The organism is Streptomyces sp. NPDC101165, from assembly GCF_044768135.1.
Taxonomy (GTDB): domain Bacteria; phylum Actinomycetota; class Actinomycetes; order Streptomycetales; family Streptomycetaceae; genus Streptomyces.
Genome location: NZ_JBIWPG010000006.1, coordinates 130,504 through 148,650, shown reverse-complemented (window position 1 = coordinate 148,650; position 18,147 = coordinate 130,504). Strand labels below are relative to the sequence as shown.

Genomic DNA, 18,147 nt, shown 5'->3' with positions numbered 1-18,147 from the left:
TGTGTGACACGTAAGTAGCACAGATGGTTGTGCAGTCGCTGGGAGAGATGTGCGTCACGTCCGCATGATGGACGAGCCCACCCATGCGTACGTGTTGTATCTATCCTGTGGGCATGGCCACGCCCACGAAGCAACCACCCGCCGCCGACCGTGTCTACAGCCATGTGAAGCAGGGCGTCCTGGACCGCCGCTACGAGGGCGGGACGCTGCTCACCGAGGGGGAACTGGCCGAGGCCGTGGGGGTCTCGCGCACACCTGTACGGGAGGCGCTGCTCAGGCTGGAGGTGGAGGGCCTGATCAGGCTGTACCCGAAGAAGGGCGCCCTGGTCCTGCCGGTCTCCGCGCAGGAGATCGCCGACGTGGTGGAGACCCGGCTGCTGGTGGAGGAGCACGCGGCCCGCAAGGCCGTACCCGCCCCGCCGGTGCTGCTGGAGCGGCTGGCGGAGCTGCTGGAGCAGCAGAGGACGCAGGCCGCGGCCGGTGACCTGGCCGCAGCCGCGAAGACCGACCGCTGCTTCCACGCCGAGATCGTGCGCAGCGGCGGCAACGAGATCCTGTCCCGGCTCTACGACCAGCTGCGCGACCGGCAGCTCAGGATGGGCGTCGCGGTCATGCACTCGCACCCCGACCGGATCGCCAAGACGCTCGCCGAGCACGAGGAGATCCTCGAGGCGCTGCGCTCCGGGGACGCGGAGGCGGCCGTCGGGGTCGTGCACCGGCATGTGAGCTGGTTCTCGCACCTCGCGCGGGGTGAGGTCCGATGAGCAACGCCACCCTGCCGGGTGACCCCCCGGGTGGCCGCCGCGCCGTCGCGGTGTGGTCCATCGGTGTCTCGGTCTACTTCGTCGCCGTCATCTTCCGTACGTCGCTGGGTGTCGCCGGGCTGGACGCGGCCGACCGCTTCCACGTGGGCGCCTCCGCCCTCTCGACCTTCTCGATCCTCCAGCTGCTGGTCTACGCCGGCATGCAGATACCGGTGGGCCTGCTCGTCGACCGGCTCGGCACCAAGAAGGTGCTCGGCATCGGCACAGTGCTGTTCACGGCGGGTCAGCTCGGCTTCGCCTTCTCGCCCTCCTACGGCACGGCGCTCGCCTCGCGGGCGCTGCTCGGGTGCGGTGACGCGATGACCTTCATCAGCGTGCTGCGGCTCGGCACCCGCTGGTTCCCGGCCCGGCGCGGGCCGCTGGTCGCGCAGCTCGCGGGCCTGGTCGGCATGGCGGGCAACCTGGTCTCGACCCTGGTGCTGGCCCGGCTGCTGCACGGCCTCGGCTGGACCCCGGCGTTCGCGGGCAGTGCGCTGGCCGGAGTGGTCGTGCTCGTCCTGACGCTGCTGTTCCTGAAGGACCACCCGGAGGGGCACGAGCCGGAGCCGGTCCCGCACCAGGGTGCGGCCTACGTCCGCCGGCAGATCGCCGCGGCCTGGCGGGAACCCGGGACCCGGCTGGGGCTGTGGGTGCACTTCACGACCCAGTTCCCGGCGATGGTGTTCCTGCTGCTGTGGGGGCTGCCGTTCCTGGTCCAGGCGCAGGGGCTGTCCCGGGCCACGGCCGGTGAGCTGCTGACGCTCGTCGTCCTGTGCAACATGGTGATCGGTCTGGTCTACGGCCAGATCGTCGCCCGGCACCACGCCGCCCGGCTGCCGCTGGCGCTGGGCACGGTCGGGGCGACGGCGGCACTGTGGGCGCTGACCCTTCTCTGGCCCGGTGAGCGTGCGCCCATGTGGCTGCTGGTGGTGCTCTGCGCGGTGCTCGGAGCGTGTGGGCCGGCGTCGATGCTGGGGTTCGACTTCGCGCGGCCGGCCAACCCGCCCGAGCGACAGGGGACGGCGTCGGGAATCACCAACATGGGTGGATTCGTCGCCTCCATGACGACGCTGTTCGCGGTCGGGGTGCTGTTGGACGCGACCGGGGACGACTACTCGGTGGCCTTCTCCGTCGTGTTCGTGCTGCAGGCGGTGGGAGTGAGTCAGATTCTGCGGCTGCGGGGGCGGGCGGCCCGGCGGGAGCGGGAGCGGTTGGTGGCGAGCCGGGTGGAGACGGTGCACGTGCCCGCGTGAGTGCGTTCTCCCGCCCGCGCACCGCCCGTTTCCGGTCGGCAGAGAGGCTGAGCAACCGGTGGGGGTGTTCGCCGCCGGCGGCTGTCCGTCGTGCGGTCGGTCGAGGATCCTTCGTCGACGGCGGGCTCCGCGCGGTCCGAGGGGCCCCGCGCCGCGGAGTTCCGCCGGCCCCTCGCCAGGTGCCCGACGCCGAGGCCGAGCCCGCGGGCGCCCGGTGCCGCTCGGAGCACGCGGAGCATCGACCCGGCCCGGCCGCGGCGTCCGGCCGCCGGCAGGCCTACGGCGTCACCGTGAAGTTGCGCAGGATCGCCGCCGTCAGGTCCGGGTCGCCCTCCGTCTTCAACCGGTCCGCGACCGCCTCCTGGGTCACGCGGCCGCAGGCCAGGTGGACGTACGTCTCCCAGTCGAGGGTGAACGTGGCGGCGGGGCCCAGGGCGGGGGCCGTCTCCAGGGTGCCGCGGCCCTGGATGTCCACGCGGATGGTGCGCAGGAACTCGATCGGGCCGTGCACGTCGAAGACGATGGCCGAACTGCGCGGCGCGTTCGCGTCCTTGGCGACCACCTTGGGAAGCGCGGACAGCAGGACGTCGCGGGTGATGTGCGCGCCCGGCGAGTCGAGGTTGCCGGGGCGGCCGAGGGCCGCGCGCAGGTCCTGCTCGTGGACCCACAGGTCGAAGGCGCGGGTGCGCATCGCCTGTTCGAGGGTGACCTCGGTGCCCAGCGGGCCGCGCACCTTGGTGCCGGGGTCGCGGGACTCGTTGCGCAGCTGGCGGTTGCGGCGGATGACCGTGTACTCCAGCTCGGCCGTCATCTCCGGCGCCGTGTGGTGACGGCGGACGTCGACCTGCATCTCCATGTAGCGCTGGTGCTCGTTGGTGACGTGGTAGAGGTCACGGGGGAGGGTGTGGATGGGACGCGGGTCGCCGAGCATTTCGCAGTCCAGGCCGATGACGTGCGAGACCACGTCACGGACGGACCAGCCCGGGCAGGGCGTCCGCCGGTTCCACTCGCCCTCCGGGAGCGTGCCGACCAACTCGGATATCGCGTCGATGGAGTGGGTCCAGGCGTCGGCGTAGGGCTGGAGGGTGGGATGCAGACTCACGGAACGGGACCCCTCGGCGGTTGGTACTCGGGTGGTTGTGGCGGCGTTGCCAGTGGGAGGTGGCTGCACTCGGCGGGTGTCTTGAGACTCCCCCAATTCTCGGCTTCGCTCGAACCGGGGGGACCCCCAAGTTACGCTGCTGTGAGGCACCCCGGCAGTGCTTTCGTGTGACGATCGTAGGCCCGTGTGGACGACTCGAATGCCAGGGCGGTGGTAGTGTGCGCGCCTCGCTGATCCAGATTGCCGTAGACGAGGACGAATCGGTTGCCGAACGGCGGCAGCGGGTGGCCTCGCTGGTCCGCGAGCAGGCCGGGTCCGACCTGGTCGTTCTGCCCGAGTTGTGGACCACCGGCGCCTTCGCCTACGAGGAGTTCGGCCCGGAGGCCGAGCCGCTCGAAGGGCCGACGTACGAGGTGATGGCCAAGGCGGCGAGTGACGCGGGCGTGTGGCTGCACGCCGGCTCCATCCCGGAACGGACCGCATCCGACCGCGGCTCCGCCGCGGGTGACGGCCCCCTCTACAACACCTCTCTCGTCTTCTCCCCCTCCGGCGAGCTGGCCGCGGCCTACCGCAAGATCCATCGCTTCGGCTTCGACCAGGGCGAGGCCGTGCTGATGAGCGCCGGGCGTGACCTGGTGACGGTCCGGCTGCCCGGGACCACCCTCGGCGTGGCCACCTGCTACGACCTCCGTTTCCCCGAACTCTTCCGCTCCCTCGTCGACGCCGGCGCCGAGACGCTGGTGATCCCGGCGGGCTGGCCCGAGCGGCGACGCGCGCACTGGACGCTGCTGGCCCAGGCGCGGGCGGTGGAGAACCAGGCGTTCGTGCTCGCGTGTGGAACGGCCGGGACGCATGCCGGAGTTCCCCAGGCGGGTCACTCGATCGTGGTGGATCCCTGGGGCGAGGTGCTCGCCGAGGCGGGCGCCGGCGAGGAGATCCTCACGGTCGACTTCGACCCGGCGAAGGTGACGGCGACCCGCGAACAGTTCCCGGCCCTGAAGGACCGGATGCTGGGCCTGGAACCGCCGCGCCGCTGAACAGCCGGGGCGGAGCCCTAGGGCCTGTCTGACAATTCCCGCCTGCCCCGCGGCGTCTGGCACGCACGCTCGCCGCGTTGCCGAACCGCCCACGTGGCTCCGCCACGAGGGCGCTCCGGCGCCTTGCGATCGCACGCACCAGACGCCGCGGGTCCCGCCCTCCGGGCGGACGACGGGAATTGTCAGACAGGCCCTAGTCGTCCTCCCGCTCCCGCTGCGCCAGATGGATCACGCACACCGCCACCGCGATCAGCAGGGCCGGGTCCGCGTCGTCGCGCACGATGTCGACGCCGTACGTGTCCCTGAGGTGCAGCCGGCGGCGGGAGATCACCGCGAGGAGTTCGCCGTCGTACTCGATGGCGAACTCGTGGTCGAGGATCTTGCCGCTGACGTCCAGCTCGGTGCCGTCCACGAGCGCGACCCGGTAGTGGTTGCGCAGCAGGGACAGCCGTTTGCGCTTGATGGTGGCCAGGCCCTCGCCGTCCCGTTCGATCACCATGGTGTCGCGCAGGGCGAACATCTTCTGGTGGATGTCGATCAGGACGCGCCCGTGGGCGTCCTTCAGCTCGAAGGTGTCCCGCAGCCGCATGGCCTTGCCGTCGACGAGGAAGACCTTCTGGCCGTGCTCGTCCTCGATCCAGTAGTCGTCACCGACGCCGAGGAGCCGGTCGCGTACGAGGAGTCTCATGCGGGTACCGTTCCCCGGCCCGGCGGGATCATCACGGAACCCGAGGGAAGGGAACCGGGGGGCACAGACCCGCGGCGAACGGGGCCGGAGGAAGAGGAGCCGGAGGAAGAGGGGCCGGGCGGAGGAGCGACGGGCTCCGGTCCGAACCGCCTGCGGTAGTCCGACGGGCTCAGCCCCGTCTCGCGGCGCAGCCGCGCCCGCAGGTTGGCCGCCGTGCCCAGGCCGCTGCGGGCCGCCACGACGTCCAGGCGCTCCTCTCCCCGCTCGATCAGCCGGCAGGCGAGCGCGACCCGCTCCCGTGTGAGCCAGGCCAGCGGGGTCGTACCCAGCTGGGCGCGGAAGCGGCGGTGCAGGGTCGCGGGGGAGACGGCCGCGCGGGCGGCCAGGTCCGCCACCGTCAGCGGCTCGCCCAGCCGTTCCTGCGCCCAGGCCAGCAGCGGGCCGAGCGACTCGTCGGGGACCGGGGGCAGCGGGCGTTCCACGAACTGCCGCTGGCCGCCGTCCCGGTGCGGGCCGAAGACGAGGCGGCGGGAGACGTGGTTGGCGATCTCGGCGCCGTGGTCGCGCCGTACGACGTGCAGGGCCAGGTCGAGCGCCGACGCGCTGCCCGACGCCGTGAGGATGTCGCCGTCGTCCACGAAGAGGACGTCCGGCTCCAGACGCACCTCGGGGAAACGGGCCCGGAAGGACTGCTCCCACATCCAGTGGCAGGCCGCCCGGCGCCCGTCCAGCAGCCCCGCCTCGGCGATCGTGAACGCGCCCGAGCAGAAGCCGACCAGCCGGGCGCCACGCGCGTGTGCCCGGCGTACGACGTCCAGGACGCGCTCCGCGCGCGGGACCTCGGTGTCGGGCCGGTTCGGCACGATCAGTGTGTCGGCCTCGGCGGCGGCCTCCAGTCCGGCGACCCCGGTCAGCGTGAAGAAACCGTCCCGCATGCGGGTGTGCGGCTCGGCGGCGCACAGCCGGAAGTCGTACAGCTTCCGCCCCAGTTCGGGCCTGGGCAGCCCGAAGACCTCGATGGCGCAGCTCATCTCGAACGGGTTGGAGTTCTCGTCGACGACGAGAACGACGCGGTGCGAGGATTCTTGCGACATGTGCGATTTCTAGCACTCGTCGGCCGGCCCGGCCCCCCGGACGATGAACGCATGGAACCGATCTCCCTTCAGGCGGCCCTCGCCTCCTTCTCCGAGCAGTGGAGCCCGCGCATCGTCACCGCGGTCAACGACTACGACGTCCGCGTCGCCAAGGTCGAGGGCGAGCACGTCTGGCACGTGCACGACGACACCGACGAGTTCTTCCTGGTCCTCGACGGCGAACTGCACATCTCCCTCAGGGAGCCGGCCGGCGAGCGCACGGTCGTCCTTTTCGAGGGCTCGGTGTTCACCGTCCCGCGCGGCACCTGGCACAAGCCGTACGCGCCGGTGCCCACCGAGATGCTGGTCTTCGAGCCCACCGGCACCTTCTCGGTGGGCGACCGGCACGACGAGGTGCCGGACCACGTGGACGCGACCACCGGCCACGCGCTCACCTGACCCGGCACCGGAATCCGGCGGGACGAGAGGTGTCGCGCAGGTGAACTTCCAGTTCCTGCAAGGAAGTTGCCCAACCAAGCCGATGGGCGCCGAGTCGGACGTTGCACAAGTCGCACAGGCTCCGCACGTTCCTTCCGGAGGTCCGCCCATGTCCTCTCGTCCCGCCCGCCGCCGGGTCGTACGAGCCGTCACCCTGACCCTCGGCACGGCACTGGCCGTACCGCTCACCCTGGCCGGCAGCGCGGGGGCCGCGACGGCTCCGGCCACCGCCGCGGTCAACCAGTACGGCTGGCAGCTCGCCTACAAGGCCGCCGCCGGCCAGACCAACAAGGCCACGGTCACCGCGTCGCTCACCGGCGGCGGTGCGGGCATCACCTACGTCATCGACGACGTCGTCCCGATCACCGCGGGCCACGGCTGCGCCCACCCCGACAGCGCGGACCGCACGAAGGTCTCCTGCACGGTCACCACCGAGGAGAGCCAGGACCCGTACGCCGCCCTGACGATGGATCTCGGCGACCGCGACGACACGGTCGCCTACGACAACGCAACCGACCAGGTGTACTACTTCGCCCGGATCTCCCTGGGCGCCGGAAACGACAGGATCACCGACACCGGACGCCTCGACGGCAGCGACGTCTCGGGCGGCGCGGGCGACGACACGCTCACGGTGGGGGCGACGGCGCTGGCCTTCGGCGGTGACGGCGACGACACCGTCCGGGCCGACGGCGACCTCGTCATCGCGCAGGGCGGCAAGGGTGACGACGTGCTGCGCGGCGGCGCCCACGGCCAGTACCTGTCCGGCGACGACGGCAACGACAGGATCTCCGGCGGATCGGGCGCCGACACGCTGTACGGCGGCAAGGGCAACGACGTCCTGTACGGCAACGGCGGCAACGACAAGCTCTACGGCAACAGCGGGAACGACAAGCTGTACGGCGGCCCCGGCCGCGACACGCTCTCCGGCGGCCCCGGCACGGACGTGATCCGCCAGGACTGAGGGGCTGCGGACCCGAGGGGCTGAGGGGCGGCGGGGTGCGGGGCTGGTTGAACACGGGCGACAAGCAGTACACCCTGGCCGACTTGCGCGGACGCATCGTCGTCCTGGACTTTCTAGAAATAGACAACAGGGCACCGAACTCTTCACCACACTGAGTGTGTGCACCAAGACACGATCTGTGATCTGTACCTACGCCTGTCCCTCGATCGCGACGGCAAGACCGCAATCGAACGCCAGGAAGCCGACTGCCGTACCTGGGCCGAACGCAGCGGACTGACCGTCCGCAAGGTCCACATGGACAGAGGGCGCTCCGGCTACAAGACCGTTGAACGCAAGGGCTTCGATGCTGCACTTGCTGCAGTCACAGCCGGTGTCGTCGGCACGTTGATCGTCTGGAAGCTGGACCGATTGTCCCGCAAGGGCATCGGCCTGGTCGGCAAGGTGCTGGATGACATTGAGAAGGCCGGGGGACGTCTCGTCTCGGTTGTCGACGGGCTGGACACCTCAAATGACTCGGCGCGCATGGTTGTCGCGATGCTCGCCGAACTTGCCTGTTCGGAGTCCAAGAACCTCGGCACCCGGGTCGGACACGCGAAGCGGTACCTGCGCAGCAAGGGCCAGTGGATCGGCGGGCAACCCCCGTACGGGTTGCTCATCGACTCGAAGACCAAGAAGCTCGTCCATGACCCCGAACACGCCGTCTACGCACGCTTGATCGCGGATGAAGCGCTGACCGGTACGTCACTGGTAAAGATCGCTCGCTTGCTCAACGAGTACGAGATCCTCTCTCCGCGCGGAGGGCAATGGAACGCGGCAAGCATCATGCAGCTTCTCCGCTCACCTGCCTTCGCCGGCCTTATGCCGGAAACCGAGACCGTGGAGTCGGACGACGGTGAGCGAAAGTACACGGGCAGGGTCTTCCCGTACCGGGACCCGGAGACCTTGAACACCGTGGAGATCGGGGAGGGGATCATCACCCTTGGTGAGCGGGACCAGATCGTCCGGCAGCTCGAGTCGCGGACGTTCGTGCACGCGGGTAAACGACGACCGAGGCCGGAGGGCACAGCGCTGCTCACGGGCCTGATCTTCTGCGGGGTCGCTGACTGCGGACGCCGTATGCACCGAGTGGGTCTGAGCTACCAATGCATGGCGCGTCGCGCGGGCAATCAATGCGTCGGAGCCTCGGCGCTGGCTGATGCCGTGGACAGCTATGTGACCGAGCGATTCCTCACCAAGCTTCCGGCGCTCGAACCGGATGACCCACTCCTTGTCACGATCGCTGACCGCTGGGTCCACCGGATTGATCCGGAGACATTCGCCAAACGTGATGCTCTCAACGCCGAAATCCAGGATGAGGAAGCCCGCTTGGCGGACCTTGAAGACGCACGCTATGTGCGCGGTGAGTTCAAGGGCGCTGCGGCCGTTGAGCGTTACGACCGGCTCACAGGGTGGCTCGGGATGCGCATCGACGGCCTGCGCAGAGAGCTCCTCAAGCTCCCCACACCGTCAGTGGACGTCTCTCCGATGCTCGACGTCGTCACCTTGCGAGAGGCATGGAAGGAAGCAACGAACGATGACAGGCGCGGTCGGTTGTCTCTCGCCATCGACCGAGTAGAGGTGAGCAAGGGAGTTCGGGGTCAAAGGATCATCCCTGAGCAGCGCATCCAGATCCACTGGGCGACGTCGGCAGCTGCGGACACGGCCAAGTGAGCTTGTCCGGGCCAACTGCCGAAGCCATCGGCAGAACAGCGGTGACGAAGTGCCGCGAAGTTCAGGCGGCTCGTGCCCTGCGGTCCCGATCCCAGCACGATGTCCGTTCATTGGGCGCAGTCTCGTTAGGGGGACGGCTCACGCCGTGCCGGGATCGGAGACCGGAAGATCACCCTCGGTACGGAGTGGGTCGGCGCTCAAGGAAGTGGGTCATGCGCAGGCGCTGTGTGTGGTGCATGGGCAGGGAGTCGAGTTCTTCAGGGCCCACGAAGCGGAGTTCCGTGCTCTCCTCCGAGATGGTCGGGGTCCCCCCACGACACGGGCGGTGAAGCAGACGTGGTCGTGGAGTCGGCCCGGCACCGTCCGACCCGGCTGCGGCTGCCGGAGGAGGTGGTACGGGTGGCGGCGGCCGCCCCTCGCACCCGGCGTGCGGCCACCGAAGTCGCCCCCGGCGAAATCCGGTTGGACGTCGTCTTCCAGGTCCCGTCGGGCCAGAAGCTCGACACCCGATCCAGCCCCTCGACCCGGCTCCTGGTCTCTTCGACCCCGCCCGCGCTGCTCCTGACGGGTGAGGGCACCGGCACGGACCTGTCCCGCACCCTGGAGTTCAGCCCGGCCGTCACGGAAGGTGTCCTGCACGTCTCCGCCGTGGCGGCGTCCTGCGACGACGATCCGTCCGTCGAGTACCCGGCCTGCCACGTCCACCAGCAGGACTGGGGCGTGCCGGTCCGCCTCACCGAGGGCGGGGCGGACCGGCTGCCGCTCGTTCTGCCCGGGACGGACAGGCCGTAGCCGAGCGGTGACCGGGGAAGCTCACACGCCGTACCCGTCGCTGTAGCCGTCGCCGCGGTGATGGTGGTGGTGGGGTTCCTCCTCGACCACCGGTGTCGACGGCACCACGATCCGTCGGCGCCGTGCGATGCCGCTGAACGTGGCGGTGCCGATGAGCCCGACGGCCATCAGGATGAGGCCGACGATGTTGAGGTCGACTCCCTGCATGTGCCAGTCGGTCGCGAACGTGAGGATGGCTCCCACGGCGATGAGGATGATGCATCCGCCGAGGCCCATGAGTCGTCGCCTCCCCTTCCGGTCCGGAATCTGCGGAGCCTTCCGGGTACCCGGTGCCGCCCCGGTCATGCCCGGGGCGGCTGTTGACAGCGGCTCAGACCACGTCCACGTAGTCCTCGTATCCGGAACTCACCAGGTGCGTGCTGTTCGGGTACAGCAGCACCGCGACCCAGGTGCCGTCCTTCGACGCCGTGGAGCCCTTGCTGAACGTGCCGTCGGAGCGGGTGGTGGCGTTGCCCATGTCGTACCAGCTGGAGGAGCCCTTGGGGCGGAAGAGGATCTTCACCTTCTGGCCGCCGTAGGCCTTCCAGGCGCCCGAGCCGTAGTACTGCAGCTTGCCCTTGTAGGTGATGGTGCGGCCCTTGTGGACCGGCTCGGGCGAGGCGTTGCCGCCGGTGATCCGGGTCGGGGTGCGCTTGGCGTACACGACGGAGCTGTACGACTCCTGCCAGTTGCGGCTGCCCTTGAAGTGCGCCCGGTAGTAGCCCTTGTAGGGCGCGTCGAACGTGCCCTTGAACGGCGCGCCGGACTCGGGGTCGGAGCTGCCCGGGACGACGGTCTTCACCGTCTTCCAGCCGGTCTTCCCGTCGGCCGAGTACTGCAGCTCGACCTTGTTGTCCATGTATGCGGGGACGCTGGAGCCGGTGTGCAGCATGCCCTTGGCGGTCAGCTCGGAGTACTTGTTCAGGCTCGCCGTGAAGTTGGTCAGGGACGTCTTCTCGGCGACGTAGACCTTGACCTTCTGCAGCGGGCTCGTCTTCACATAGGTGCCGCTGCGGACCTCTACCTCGACGGAGCCGGTGCTCGACATGGTCAGCTGCCCGGAGAAGCGGCCGTCGGCGCCCGTGACGGGGTGAGCACCCGCGCTGCCGATGTCGCTCTGCCACACCTCGTCGACGTCGGCCCCGGCGAGCGGCTTCCAGACACCGCCGACGTACACCTCGGCCGTGCCGGAGACGGTCGCAGCCTTCCCTTCCTTGACGTCCAGTTCGGCGGCGTCGAGGGTGACCCGGGTGTCGGACCGGACGGGTGTGACGCTCACGTTGTCGGAGTTGCTGCCCTGGTACATGGGCTCCGGCTGTGCCAGGTACAGCCACGGGCTGACGGTGCCGCCGTACTCGTAGGTCTGCCGGTACGTCAGGGAGAAGCGGCCGTCGGCGTCCAGCGGGACCTTCTGCTGCTCGCCCGTGTTGCCGGTGGCGACGGTCACCTGGCCGTCGGGCACGGTCGTCTCGCCGGTGCGCGGGTCGGTGACCGTGTAGCGGCCGGAGACGGAGACGTCCTGGTGCTCGTAGTCCGGGTGATCGGGGGTGACCTGGTAGCCGGTCAGGTTCGCCCGGAGCCAGTAGTCGTAGCCCCACTTGTCCTCGGTCGACGAGGTGTCCCCGTCGGCGTCGGTCAGGTCGACCACGACACGGTAGGTGCCGAGGTCGGCCATGCGCAGCGGGCTGGAGGTCTGCCAGGTGCCCTGCTGGTCGGTGCCGGAGGTCAGGGTGAAGTCACTGACCTCGGCGACCTCCGGGGCGTCGGCGGCGGAGTCCGGCGCGTACAGATGGGCCGTGATGGACGTGATGGCGCTGTCGGACGAGGCGGACAGTGACACCAGGCCGGAGGCCGGGCTCTCGCCGCTGCCCGCCCAGTACAGCACCGGCGCCACCGCCGCGTGCGCGGCCGGCACCGGCCCGAGCAGCAGGCCGGCAGCGACGGAGGCGCAGGCGAGCGCCAGGGATCTCTTTCGCACGTGTAGTCCCCCCACGAGACCGGATACGCAGATCGTTGAAGAATGAAGCGCATCGTACGCTGCGGCAACCATGTTTGAACAGGTTCAAAAATAACGGTTTCGCAGGGGAACGGGCGGTGGGACTCAGTCCTCCAGGAACGCCGTCAGCGCGTTCGCGAGCAGGAACGGATCGTCGGCGCCGCACAGTTCGCGCACGCTGTGCATCGACAGGATCGCCACGCCGATGTCGACGGTCCGGATGCCGTGCCGGGCCGCGGTGATCGGGCCGATCGTGGTGCCGCAGGGCATCGAGTTGTTGGAGACGAAGGTCTGCAGCGGCACGCCCGCCTTCTCGCAGGCCGCGGCGAACACCGCACGGCCCGAACCGTCCGTGGCGTAGCGGTTGTTGACGTTGACCTTGAGGATGGGGCCGCCGTTGACCCGCGGGTGGTGCGTCGGGTCGTGCCGCTCCGCGTAGTTGGGGTGGACGGCGTGGCCGGTGTCGGAGGACAGACAGACCGTGCCGGCGAAGGAGCGGGCCCGGTCCTCGTACGAGCCGCCGCGGGCGAACACCGAGCGCTCCAGCACGGTGCCGAGCAGCGGGCCGTCCGCGCCGGTGTCCGACTGCGAGCCGTTCTCCTCGTGGTCGAAGGCGGCCAGCACGGGGATGTGGGTGAGCGGGGCGCCGGAGGTCGCGGCGGAGGCCAGGGCGGCCGCGCCCGCGTGCACCGACAGCAGGTTGTCCATCCGGGGACCGGCGACCAGCTCGCGGTCCCGGCCGAGGTAGGCGGGCGGCTCCACCGGGTGCGTCATCAGGTCCCAGCCCGCCACCGAGCCGGCCGTGAGACCCGCCTCCACCTCCAGGAAGGCGATCAGCTCGCCGTCGCGCAGGTCGTCGGCGAGCCCCCACACCGGCTGCAGATGGCGCTGCTTGTCGAGCTTGAGGCCCTCCGAGGACACCGAACGGTCCAGGTGGATGGCGAGTTGGGGCACCCGCAGCAGCGGCCGGTCCACGTCGACCAGGACCGTGCTGCCGTCGCGCAGGGTCAGCCGCCCGGCCAGGCCCAGGTCCCGGTCGAGCCAGGAGTTCAGCAGCGGGCCGCCGTAGATCTCCACCGCGACCTGCCGCCAGCCGTGCGCCCCGGCGTCCGGCTGCGGCTTGACCCTGAGGTTGGGCGAGTCGGTGTGCGCGCCGATGATCCGGAACGGCGTGTGCGGCTGGGCGTCCTCGGGAACGTACCAGGCGATGATCGCCCCGCCGCGCAGCATGTACCTGCCGCCGCTCGACCCGTCCCAGGCGTCCGTCTCGGCGACCTGCCTGAAGCCCGCCTTCTCCAGCCGCTCGGCGGTGTTCGCCACGGCGTGGTACGGCGACGGGCTCGCCGCCAGGAAGGACATCAGGTCGTCGGTGTGGCCGCGGTCGAAGCGGGCTGGTGCGCTCATGGGCTTACCTTAACGACGTGCGTGGGCCCGCCCCCGGTACGGGAGCGGGCCCACGCAGGCGATCAGTGGGTGCGGAGCGGGTCCTCGGGAAGGTTAGAAGGCGGCCTCGTCCAGCTCCATCAGGTCCAGGTCGACCTTCTCCGAGATCTTGCGGGCCAGGGTGACGCCCGGCAGGACGTTGGCCGCGAAGAACTTCGCCGCCGCGATCTTGCCCGTGTAGAACGCCTTGTCCTTGGCGGTGGCCGTCTGCAGCTTCTCGGCGGCGACCGCGGCACCCTTGACCAGCAGGTAGCCGACGATCACGTCACCGGTGGCGAGCAGCAGGCGGGTGGTGTTCAGGCCCACCTTGTAGATGTTCTTGACGTCCTGCTCGGTGGCCGCGAGGTCGGTCAGCATCAGGCCGACGATCGCCTCCAGCTCCACGGCCGCCTTCGCGAGGTGCTCGCGGGCGCCCGCCAGCTCCTCGCCGCCGGTGCCGAGCGCCAGGAACTTCTTGATGTCCTCGGCGAGGGAGTTCAGGGCCGCGCCCTGGTTGCGGACGACCTTACGGAAGAAGAAGTCCTGGCCCTGGATCGCCGTGGTGCCCTCGTACAGGGTGTCGATCTTGGCGTCGCGGATGTACTGCTCGATCGGGTACTCCTGCAGGAAGCCGGAGCCGCCGAAGGTCTGCAGCGACTGGGCGAGCTGCTCGTAGCCCTTCTCGGAGCCGTAGCCCTTGACGATCGGCAGGAGCAGGTCGTTGAGCGCGTGCTCGGCCTTGGCGTCCTCGCCGCCCGCCTCCTTGACCGCGATGGCGTCCTGGACGGAGGCGGTGTAGAGGACGAGGGCGCGCATGCCCTCCGCGTACGCCTTCTGCGTCATCAGCGAGCGGCGCACGTCGGGGTGGTGCGTGATGGTGACCTTGGGCGCGGCCTTGTCCATGAACTGCGCGAGGTCGGGCCCCTGGACGCGCTCCTTGGCGTACTCCAGCGCGTTCAGGTAGCCCGTCGACAGCGTGGAGATCGCCTTCGTGCCGACCATCATGCGGGCGAACTCGATGATGCGGAACATCTGGCGGATGCCGTCGTGCTTGTCGCCGATCAGCCAGCCCTTGGCGGGGTGGCGGTCGCCGAAGGTCATCTCGCAGGTGTTGGAGGCCTTCAGGCCCATCTTGTGCTCGACGTTGGTGGCGTAGACGCCGTTGCGCTCGCCCAGCTCGCCGGTCTCGAAGTCGAAGTGGTACTTCGGGACGAGGAAGAGGGACAGGCCCTTGGTGCCCGGGCCGGCACCCTCGGGACGCGCCAGCACGTAGTGGAGGATGTTCTCCTCCATGTCGTGCTCACCGGAGGTGATGAAGCGCTTCACGCCCTCGATGTGCCAGGAGCCGTCCTCCTGCTGGACCGCCTTGGTACGGCCGGCGCCGACGTCCGAACCCGCGTCGGGCTCGGTGAGCACCATGGTCGAACCCCAGGTCCGCTCCACGGCGATCTGCGCGATCTTCTTCTGTACGTCGTTGCCCTCGTCGTAGAGGATGCCGGCGAACGCCGGACCGGAGGAGTACATCCACACGGCCGGGTTCGAGCCGAGGATCAGCTCCGCGTACGCCCAGATCAGGGACGGGGGAGCCGTGGTGCCGCCGATGCCCTCGGGCAGGCCGAGCCGCCAGTACTCGGAGTCCATGAAGGCCTTGTAGCTCTTCTTGAAGGACGCCGGGACCGGCGCGGTGTTCGTCTCCGGGTCGAAGGCCGGCGGGTTGCGGTCGGCGTCCGCGAAGGACTCGGCCAGCTCGTTCTCGGCGAGGCGGGTCAGCTCCTCGAGCACGCTCTTGGCGGTCTCGGTGTCCATCTCCTCGAAGGGACCGGTGCCGTACAGCTTGTCGCGGCCGAGTACTTCGAAGAGGTTGAACTCGATGTCGCGGAGATTGGACTTGTAGTGCCCCATGGTGACGGCTCCGTATAGGACTCGGCGAGGCACTGACTCCTCGCATCGTTCACGTACCAACAAGTAGCTCCGATGATGCTACCCGTCGGTAATAAGAAGCAACCCCGATCCGGTCATCTGTGACACGTCTCAAGCTACGGCCGTTCGGGTGGCGTCGCGGCTCGGTACTCTTGCGCCCATGTACGGCTACGACCAGAACGTTGGCGCTCAGCAGCAGTACGCCCCGCCGCAGCAGCCGATGCCCGGCGGTGTCGGCGGCTACGGCCAGCAGGCGCCGCTGTACCCCGAGCCGTCCCCGCCCTCGCTCGCGGACGCGGTGCGCGCGTTCACCACCGGGCAGGTGTCCGCGGAGGACTTCCAGCAGGTCTTCGCCACGTCGAAGGTGTACTGCCCGCGCGGTGACACCCCCGGCTTCCTGGCCCTGCACAACACCCAGCAGCCGGTGATCCCGATGTTCACCTCGCTCAAGGAGCTGCGCCGGTACGCGGGCAAGGAGTCCAAGTACTTCGTCATCACCGGCGCCGAGGTGATCGACCTGCTGCCGACCGGGTACGGCTTCGTCCTGGACATGGAGGGCGAGCACCGGATGGTGTTCGACGCCAAGGCGGTGGAGCAGATGGTCGACTTCGCGATGCGGCGCATGTACGGCTAGACGCCACCGCTGCGCAGACGGCCGACCGCCGGTCCGGCGGACATGCGCTCCCTCGTTTGTCACAGGCATGCCATAGGGTGCCTCAGGCAGCCGCGCCCCGCGTGCCACCGTTCTTCCGCGGTCGCGTCCGGGTGTCGCGCGGCGCTCTCATCTCCCGGCGACCCCGGGATCTCCTGTGGGGGTTCATCACTGTGCGCATGCGCAGCACCTCGGCCGCGACGGCGCTCGCGGTCCTCTTCGGCTCGGTCGCGCTGAGCGTTGCCGCGGCGGGCTCCGCCTCGGCCGAGTCGGCAGTCCTCACCCAGCCCGTGGGGCTCGTCACGGACGGCGCTCTCCAGCGTGTCTTCGTCGCCGACCAGGACAACGGACGAATCCTGGCCACCGACTACAAGGGCACCCTGGTCGGCGTGAACGTCGGCTTCGGCCGCCCCAGCGATCTCGCGCTCTCCGACGACGGCCTCACCCTGTACGCGGCGCTGCCCACCAGCCACGAGATCGTCGCCCTCGACGCCGCCACCCTGCAGGTCAAGACCCACTACGCCCTCGGCGACGGCGTCGACCCACGCGAGGTCGCCTTCGCGGGCGGACGGCTCTGGTTCTCGTACCGGATCACGGGCGAGGACAGTGCCTTCCACGGCAACCTGGGTTCCGTCGACCCCGCCGCCGACGCGGCCGCAGCGGTGACACTCGGACAGCTCCCGGACACGGTCGCCCCGTACTACAACGCGGCGGTCCTCGACGCCGACCCGTCCGCACCCGGTCGGCTGGCCTTCCTCGACAGCGGCGACAGCCCGGGCGCGGTGAACGTGCTCGACGTCTCCGGAGCCACCCCGCAGGTGGTCGCCAAGAGCGACGGCGGGTACAACTTCGCCGACGTCGACCTCGTGGCCGGCGGCTCCCAGGTGCTGTTGAACGGCTCCCGGAAGCTCTCGTACGCCGACGGGACCTTCACGGAGGCCGGGGGCCTGACGGAGACGGGCTGGTCCGCCGACGTCTCGCCGAGCGGTCTGGTCGCCCAGGCCTACGACCGTCATGTGAACGTCTACAAGCAGGGCGCCGACGTACCGGTGCGCCGCTTCGAGACGGGGACGTCGTCCAGCATCGGCGAGGTGGCGTGGGCCCCCGACTCCTCGCGGCTGTTCGCCCTCGCCGGTACGGGCAACACCTTCACCCTGAAGGCGTTCACCGGCCCGACGCTCAGCGTGCCGACCCTCACGGCCGACGCGCCCACCTCCGCGACCCGTGCCAAGCAGCTCACGGTCAAGGGAAAGATCACGGCGAACGTGCCGCTCCCGACGGGCGCGAAGCTCGCGGTCACCCGGACCGACCTGGACAGCCCCGGCGGCAAGGCGCTGCCCGCCGTCACGGTGAAGGCGGACGGCACCTACTCCTTCACGGACACCCCGCCGGCCGGCGGCACGGTCACGTACAAGGTCACTTACGCGGGCGACGCCGAGCACACATCGGCCACCGCCTCCGACAAGGTCGCGGTCTCCCGCGCCGCGACGACGCTGACCCTGAACAACAACGGCAAGCTGTACAACTACGGCGCCGATGTGAGGTTCACCGCGCACCTCGGCACGACGTACAAGAACCGCAAGGTCGAGATCTACGCGGACCCCTTCGGCTCGGACAAGCCGAAGAGGCTGGTGAAGTCCGGCACCGTCAACACCAGCGGCAACCTGTCCGTGACCCTGGACATGTCCCGCGATACCGCCGTCACCGCGGTCTTCGCGGGCGACTCCCGCTACCAGCCGAAGACCACGAAGGTCACGGCGTACGCCCGGGTCAAGATCTCCACCGCCGTCTCCAGGCACTACAGGACGGCCAAGATCGGCTCGACGTCGTACTACTGGTTCCACAAGAGCACCGACCCCCTGCTCACCACGACGATGAGCTACTACCCGGGCCGTAAGCAGCGTTTCGATCTCCAGGTCTACTACCAGGGTTCGTGGCACTCGGGGGACTCCCAGTACTTCCCGCTCGGTACGAGCGGGAAGTCGGCCGTCCAGCTCGGGGCGCCCGGCGAGTCGGGCATCCGGGCCCGCATGCGCTCGGTGTACGTCAACGGCTCGTCCGGCGACTCCGTGAACTCCACGACGTACGGCTCGTGGAAGTACCTGTACTTCAGCAACTGACCCAGCCGACCCACGCGCCCGGCTGCCCGTGCGACATCGACGGCCCGGAGGGAATGCCCTCCGGGCCGTCGATGTTGGGGG

15 protein-coding genes and 2 pseudogenes are annotated in these 18,147 nt (G+C 69.7%); 9 read left to right on the top strand and 8 right to left on the bottom strand.

The window, feature by feature from the left end:
* The first annotated feature begins 113 nt into the window (after nt 1-113).
* Both ACIRVH_RS14420 and ACIRVH_RS14415 read left to right on the top strand, forming a co-directional pair.
* Nucleotides 114-764 (top strand): GntR family transcriptional regulator, encoded by a 651-nt coding sequence (locus ACIRVH_RS14420; RefSeq protein ID WP_403952343.1) that lies wholly within the window; start codon nt 114-116, stop codon nt 762-764.
* The gene (locus ACIRVH_RS14415; RefSeq protein WP_403952341.1) at nt 761-2,056 is read left to right on the top strand and encodes a nitrate/nitrite transporter; all 1,296 of its coding nucleotides are present in this window, start codon (nt 761-763) and stop codon (nt 2,054-2,056) included. The genes ACIRVH_RS14420 and ACIRVH_RS14415 overlap by 4 nt, the downstream gene beginning before the upstream one ends.
* Before the next feature lie 277 nt (nt 2,057-2,333).
* Here the strand turns inward: ACIRVH_RS14415 and ACIRVH_RS14410 are convergent, their stop codons facing one another.
* Complete coding sequence (locus ACIRVH_RS14410; RefSeq protein ID WP_403952339.1) at nt 2,334-3,158, bottom strand: maleylpyruvate isomerase family mycothiol-dependent enzyme; 825 nt, start codon at nt 3,156-3,158, stop codon at nt 2,334-2,336.
* Nucleotides 3,159-3,376: 218 nt separating this feature from the next.
* Here ACIRVH_RS14410 and ACIRVH_RS14405 point away from each other — a divergent pair, with 218 nt between their 5' ends.
* A complete protein-coding gene (locus tag ACIRVH_RS14405) occupies nt 3,377-4,195 on the top strand; it encodes a carbon-nitrogen family hydrolase (RefSeq protein WP_403952336.1) in 819 nt (272 codons plus the stop codon).
* Between the two features lie 193 nt (nt 4,196-4,388).
* Here the strand turns inward: ACIRVH_RS14405 and ACIRVH_RS14400 are convergent, their stop codons facing one another.
* Together ACIRVH_RS14400 and ACIRVH_RS14395 are read right to left on the bottom strand one after the other, a co-directional pair.
* Entirely contained in the window at nt 4,389-4,883 is a 495-nt protein-coding gene (locus tag ACIRVH_RS14400; RefSeq protein WP_403952334.1) for an LURP-one-related/scramblase family protein, read from the bottom strand.
* On the bottom strand, nt 4,880-5,977 hold the full coding sequence (locus tag ACIRVH_RS14395) for a GlxA family transcriptional regulator (RefSeq protein ID WP_403952331.1): 1,098 nt from the start codon (nt 5,975-5,977) through the stop codon (nt 4,880-4,882). The genes ACIRVH_RS14400 and ACIRVH_RS14395 overlap by 4 nt, the downstream gene beginning before the upstream one ends.
* Nucleotides 5,978-6,028: 51 nt before the next feature.
* On the opposite strand from ACIRVH_RS14395, the gene ACIRVH_RS14390 reads away from it, so the two are divergent.
* The 3 genes from ACIRVH_RS14390 (at nt 6,029) to ACIRVH_RS14380 (ending at nt 9,125) form a co-directional block, all read left to right on the top strand.
* Complete coding sequence (locus ACIRVH_RS14390; RefSeq protein WP_403952328.1) at nt 6,029-6,415, top strand: cupin domain-containing protein; 387 nt, start codon at nt 6,029-6,031, stop codon at nt 6,413-6,415.
* A gap of 148 nt (nt 6,416-6,563) precedes the next feature.
* On the top strand, nt 6,564-7,415 hold the full coding sequence (locus tag ACIRVH_RS14385; protein WP_403952326.1) for a calcium-binding protein: 852 nt from the start codon (nt 6,564-6,566) through the stop codon (nt 7,413-7,415).
* Between the two features lie 159 nt (nt 7,416-7,574).
* Complete coding sequence (locus tag ACIRVH_RS14380) at nt 7,575-9,125, top strand: recombinase family protein (protein WP_403952324.1); 1,551 nt, start codon at nt 7,575-7,577, stop codon at nt 9,123-9,125.
* Between the two features lie 169 nt (nt 9,126-9,294).
* Here ACIRVH_RS14380 and ACIRVH_RS14375 read toward each other — a convergent pair.
* A pseudogene (locus ACIRVH_RS14375) lies at nt 9,295-9,464 on the bottom strand (DNA mismatch repair protein MutT); the annotation flags it as partial.
* On the opposite strand from ACIRVH_RS14375, the pseudogene ACIRVH_RS14370 reads away from it, so the two are divergent.
* A pseudogene (locus tag ACIRVH_RS14370) lies at nt 9,450-9,917 on the top strand (alkyl hydroperoxide reductase); the annotation flags it as partial. The pseudogenes ACIRVH_RS14375 and ACIRVH_RS14370 sit on opposite strands and share 15 nt — an antisense overlap.
* A 21-nt stretch (nt 9,918-9,938) precedes the next feature.
* On the opposite strand, the gene ACIRVH_RS14365 reads toward ACIRVH_RS14370, so the two are convergent.
* From ACIRVH_RS14365 to ACIRVH_RS14350, 4 genes are all read right to left on the bottom strand, one after another.
* On the bottom strand, nt 9,939-10,193 hold the full coding sequence (locus ACIRVH_RS14365) for a DUF6458 family protein (RefSeq protein ID WP_403952323.1): 255 nt from the start codon (nt 10,191-10,193) through the stop codon (nt 9,939-9,941).
* A 94-nt stretch (nt 10,194-10,287) separates the two neighbouring features.
* Entirely contained in the window at nt 10,288-11,934 is a 1,647-nt protein-coding gene (locus ACIRVH_RS14360; RefSeq protein ID WP_403952321.1) for a hypothetical protein, read from the bottom strand.
* A 123-nt stretch (nt 11,935-12,057) separates the two neighbouring features.
* Nucleotides 12,058-13,356 (bottom strand): M18 family aminopeptidase, encoded by a 1,299-nt coding sequence (locus tag ACIRVH_RS14355; protein WP_403952318.1) that lies wholly within the window; start codon nt 13,354-13,356, stop codon nt 12,058-12,060.
* 93 nt (nt 13,357-13,449) lie between these two features.
* Complete coding sequence (locus tag ACIRVH_RS14350; protein WP_403952316.1) at nt 13,450-15,276, bottom strand: acyl-CoA dehydrogenase; 1,827 nt, start codon at nt 15,274-15,276, stop codon at nt 13,450-13,452.
* Nucleotides 15,277-15,454: 178 nt separating this feature from the next.
* On the opposite strand from ACIRVH_RS14350, the gene ACIRVH_RS14345 reads away from it, so the two are divergent.
* Together ACIRVH_RS14345 and ACIRVH_RS14340 are read left to right on the top strand one after the other, a co-directional pair.
* Nucleotides 15,455-15,928, top strand: coding sequence for an SseB family protein (locus ACIRVH_RS14345; protein ID WP_403952313.1), 474 nt, complete (start codon nt 15,455-15,457; stop codon nt 15,926-15,928).
* 197 nt (nt 15,929-16,125) lie between these two features.
* Nucleotides 16,126-18,066 (top strand): Ig-like domain repeat protein, encoded by a 1,941-nt coding sequence (locus ACIRVH_RS14340; RefSeq protein WP_403952310.1) that lies wholly within the window; start codon nt 16,126-16,128, stop codon nt 18,064-18,066.
* Nucleotides 18,067-18,147 lie beyond the last annotated feature (81 nt).